We start from the raw sequence: 4,470 nt of genomic DNA on the forward strand, positions 1-4,470 counted from the left end.
CGAGGCTCAATAATGCGACCACAAACTTGGCAGGGCTTCGATTTTTCCATAAAACTTAGCAGTATTAGACGCCCCTCCATTAAACAAGAGAATTTGTTTAAATCCAAGCACCGACAGGCTAACGGCCTCAATAAGTTCTCTTGATCGACTCTTAAAAAACAAGCATAGTTCACCTATGAGTTATCCGAAGACATTTTGCCCACTCCCTTGGCTCCATCAGGCCTCTTATACGGATGGCTCGCTCCTGCTCTGTTGTGTCTCCGCCAATGACTCCAAACTCAATCTCAATCGCGATAGCATCAATGACTCTTTTAATTCCAAGTATTGGAGGAATATCCGCAAAGCGATGATGGCCGGCGAGAGACCCGCCAGCTGTCAGCGTTGTTGGATCGAAGAGGAAAACAAGTACAAATCCCTCCGGCTCCACGAAATTGAAGTCTGGGAGCAACGTTTAGGAAAACAAAAGCTGAATGATTTGCTGCTCCAAACTCAGGCTGACGGTCGCCTTTTACAAGGTCCGATCTCTATGGATTTACGCATTGGAAATACCTGCAATCTCCAATGCGTAATGTGTCGACCTCATGATTCTAAAAAATGGCTCGGTTTATCGCAAAAGCTCGCGACCCAAGCCAAAACTTCCACCCTCAAGAAAGATATGAATTGGAAAAATTCAATCGATCTTAAAAATTATGATTGGCAGGATAACGAGTTGGTCTGGAGCGAACTCAGAGATTTAGCCCCCACTCTTCAGCAACTGATCATTGGTGGCGGCGAACCGATGTTGCTCAACGGACATTTTGAGTTTCTCAAATATTGTGTGGATAATAGCTACGCTTCCAGAATAGTCCTCCGTTACCACACCAACCTCACCGTTTTAAACAGAGATCACATTGGACTCTGGAAACACTTTAAGGAGGTTCAGTTTTTCGCGAGTATCGACGGTCTCCGAGAACAAAACCATTATCTCCGCTATCCTGCCGAATGGTCTGCTATCGAAAGTAACCTCAATTATTTAGATAAAGTTTACTATAACAATATTAATGTCATGATTCTATTTTCGGCGCACTTTCTAAGCCTCTACAACTTAGTTGATTTCGCAAAATGGGTTGAAGGTAAAAACTTTAAAAAAATCAATAAGACCTATGGCGGAAACATCCATCCTGGCATTGTCATGCAACCCGAGTACCTCAGTCCTCGCGTTTTACCTCCACCAATCAAACAAAAGATCACCGAAAAAATACTCACCTTCGAAAGTCAGGCAAAAAATAAGTCCAACAAACTGTCGGGGCTGGTTTCTTTTATGAACGAGAAAGACGAAAGCCATCACTTACCCGCGGTGCTCGAATACATAAATCTTCTCGATAAAAATAGAAATACGAACTTTGCAGAGACCTTTCCGGAATTCTATGATGCTCTTAAGCCGTATTTTAGTGATTCGCGTCCAGGCTCCCTCAAAAGTTGGATCTCTAGGCTAGCAAACACAAACGCTTAAAGAAGAAAATCAAAAAGATTGGCCACAGGAATGTAGAGCACAAGTAATATCTTTTCCGTGATCGTCGCCTTTGAGTATAAAGCCGAAAAACTCTGAAGCTCACCCTTATCGATAACAACCTCAGATGACGCTTTTCTTTTTTGGAAGCTCCTGAACACGGCATCGGCGAGGTCCTTATTGTCCCGGCAAACCACCATGAGTTCGGAATTCAGATTCGCTGACCGCGGATCAACATTGTAAGTTCCAACCAGAGTGTGGCGATGATCTATAACCGCACGCTTAGAATGAAGTCCCCAACGAGCAGAATCTGCCACTCGTAAAGAAGATTCCCCCTCCACCGCAGCTCCGGTCATCACCGACAGTGATAAATTCAACTGGGAGAGTTTATAGAGCCGAAACATCAAAGAGCTCACCGCGTAAATGGCATCCGTTGAATGCGCGCTATTGGTTAGAATTTCGAGATGCACCTGCCGGTTTGATAATTCTTTAAGTACGTCGTAGCCCCCTCTTTTTATCACAAAGTAAGGACTCTCTACGACGACATTTTCTTGGGCTTCAATGGCTAACTTTACGATCTCTTTAAAAACTTGTCTGGACTCTTCGCCGCCGGCCGGAGGGTCTGTGATAAAGAGAGAGTCATTGCAGGTGTATTCTATAAAAGAAGTCTTGGCTTCCGTTGTTAAGTCATCTACAAGCTTATCATCGCCAGGATCACTTGTTAAAAATTCTTTAGCTTTACTTAAATGCTTTTCTTTCACTTCGTCAAAGTTAGGATCTTCTGTGAGTTCTGAGTTGAAATATTGATCAAAACTTTCTCGAGCCGTTTGTGCCATTTCTCCCCGGACCAAGATGTCGCTATCAATAAAATTATAGTCTTCCTTCATATCGAAATACTCTTTGGCCACATTTCTACCGCCGGTGATAAAAGCTTTGTCATCAACGATGAGAAGTTTGCGATGGCTTCGATGTTGCGAGGAAATAAATCGATAGATTGGCATGTAATTATAATATTTAACATGTATGCCATGGCCGCGGAGGATTTGCGCATAGGCCGGAGTTAAGCGAAAAACAGGGATTGAAGAGTCTACGAGTATTCTGACGTTGACCCCTAGCTTTGCTTTTTCGATAAGTTCCGCAGTTGTGATTCGACTGGCGATATCCAGGTCAAAAATAAAAAATTCGAGTTCTATGGTTTTTTGCGCTGAACGAATAAGTTGAAGGCGTTGGATGAAAGAATCCGCCCCAGTATCTAACAGCACCATTTTTTGAGGAGATTTAAACTCTTTTCGAAGCGCAGGACTCGCTTTTGTTTTAAAAGCTCCTTGCTGACCGACGAGAAAAAAACCCGCTGCAAAGAGGAGATAAATCAACACAAGGATTGCGGTGACCCATAATATTGTTTTTACTAAAACTCGAGATACCTTCTGGGTCATAAACATCTTAAAACTGAATCAAATCAGTAAGGAATCTTATCGTTCTTGGCATCCCACTCTTTAAAAATCTGATAGGCTTCCGAAGAGAGAAACTGAACCATCGGTAGACTTCTTTCTTCGAGAGGCAAAGGAATCTCTTTATAAATGAAATCATCATCAAACTGATGGCGAGCTGCATCTTCCCGGGTGTTGCCATAATATACTTTCCCTAAACGGGCCCAATAGGCCGCGGAGAGACACATCGGGCATGGCTCGCAGGAGGTGTAAAGTTCTGCGTCTTGAAGTTCGAAATCAGCGATGTTCCTACACGCGTTACGTATTGCGACGACCTCTGCATGAGCCGTAGGATCATTGGTCGAAGTCACGCAGTTCCACCCTTCACCAATGATTTTTCCATCTTTAACGATAACCGCGCCAAAGGGGCCACCGTGTCCAGCATGCATATGCTCTCGTGAGAGTTCAATAGCTCTTTTCATGAATTGTTCCTGCATGTTCGCCCTTTCGCCAACTGTCCTTGGGAAATTTTATACGAAAGCGCGTTGCATTTTCAACTCTCATGTAACTAATTGTAGCTTTATTGTGCTGGAGAAGTGATCTAACAATATGTAAACCGAGTCCGGTGCCCTCGCCGACGGACTTTGTTGTAAAAAAGGGCTCGAAAATTTTTTCCACTGTTTCTGCCGGTATAGCATCACCGCTGTCATCAACGTTGATATAAAAATGCTCCTCATCCATTTCGCAATGGATCTTAATCCACTTTTCTTCCCGATGCTTTATTGCATCACAGGAATTAACGATCAAGTTCAGTAGCACCTGGGACAACTGAGTATTTCTGCAAAACAGCGCACCTCTTCGCAGCTCTTCTGCGATATGGAGCTCAATACTTTCGAGGTGAATCTTTTGTGCCAGAATGTTCTTCACGTCATCGAGAATGGTTTCGAATAAGTGCCACTGCATCGGTTCGGCAGAATTATCTCTGGAAAAGGTTTTGAGGCTTTTGATAATTCTCGAAATACGAAAAACAGCATCAATGATGTTTTTGGATATCTTAAGAAGATGAGACTTATCGACCGTGTCTTGCTGGAGATTGGCATTAAGCTCTTCGGTCCGCAGTGCCACGATCGCTAACGGATTATTGATTTCGTGAGCGATACCCGCAGCCATTTCACCCAATGAGGAGAGTTTAGAAGCATTAAATAAAAGAGCATTGTGAACTTCTAAATCCTTTTGTGCTTTTCTCAAAGATGTAATGTCCGCAAAAGACGTGACCACTCCGATGACAGCATTCTCGTCGTCAACCAGGGGAACTGAACTCATCTGTAGCCAACAAATATCTCCGCTTGCGCTTCGAACACCAACGAGGAAATCTTCAACTTTTTTCTGCGTTCTTAGAACAACATTTGGAGGAAGATCTTTTTGATCAATGGCATTTTCCTTCTCGTCGAAAAATTGTCGGGATGAAAATAGGGACTCGAAGGAGGTCAAATCTGCTTTCGACGCCGAGAACACTTTAAGAGCGGCCGGATTCGAATTTATAATTCTCCC

General features: G+C 43.4%; 4 protein-coding genes. 1 reads left to right on the forward strand and 3 read right to left on the reverse strand.

The genetic code is table 11. The annotated features are described in order from the left end of the window. Positions 1–175: 175 nt before the first annotated feature. On the forward strand, positions 176–1,492 hold the full coding sequence (locus tag K2Q26_13575; protein ID MBY0316548.1) for a twitch domain-containing radical SAM protein: 1,317 nt from the start codon (positions 176–178) through the stop codon (positions 1,490–1,492). Here the strand turns inward: K2Q26_13575 and K2Q26_13580 are convergent. The 3 genes from K2Q26_13580 to K2Q26_13590 form a co-directional block, all read right to left on the reverse strand. Next, positions 1,489–2,925 carry a phosphatidylserine/phosphatidylglycerophosphate/cardiolipin synthase family protein gene (locus tag K2Q26_13580; GenBank protein ID MBY0316549.1) on the reverse strand — a complete coding sequence of 479 codons (1,437 nt, stop codon included), beginning with the start codon at positions 2,923–2,925 and terminating at the stop codon, positions 1,489–1,491. The two genes, K2Q26_13575 and K2Q26_13580, sit on opposite strands and share 4 nt — an antisense overlap. 23 nt (positions 2,926–2,948) lie before the next feature. Next, positions 2,949–3,416, reverse strand: a complete 468-nt coding sequence (locus K2Q26_13585) for a nucleoside deaminase (GenBank protein ID MBY0316550.1) — start codon at positions 3,414–3,416, stop codon at positions 2,949–2,951. Next, positions 3,385–4,470, reverse strand: a 1,086-nt coding sequence (locus tag K2Q26_13590; protein ID MBY0316551.1) for a GHKL domain-containing protein, incomplete at its 5' end; no start/stop codon positions are given. The genes K2Q26_13585 and K2Q26_13590, both read right to left, overlap by 32 nt.

It is taken from the genome of Bdellovibrionales bacterium (assembly GCA_019750295.1).
In the GTDB taxonomy this organism is placed as follows: domain Bacteria; phylum Bdellovibrionota; class Bdellovibrionia; order Bdellovibrionales; family JAGQZY01; genus JAIEOS01.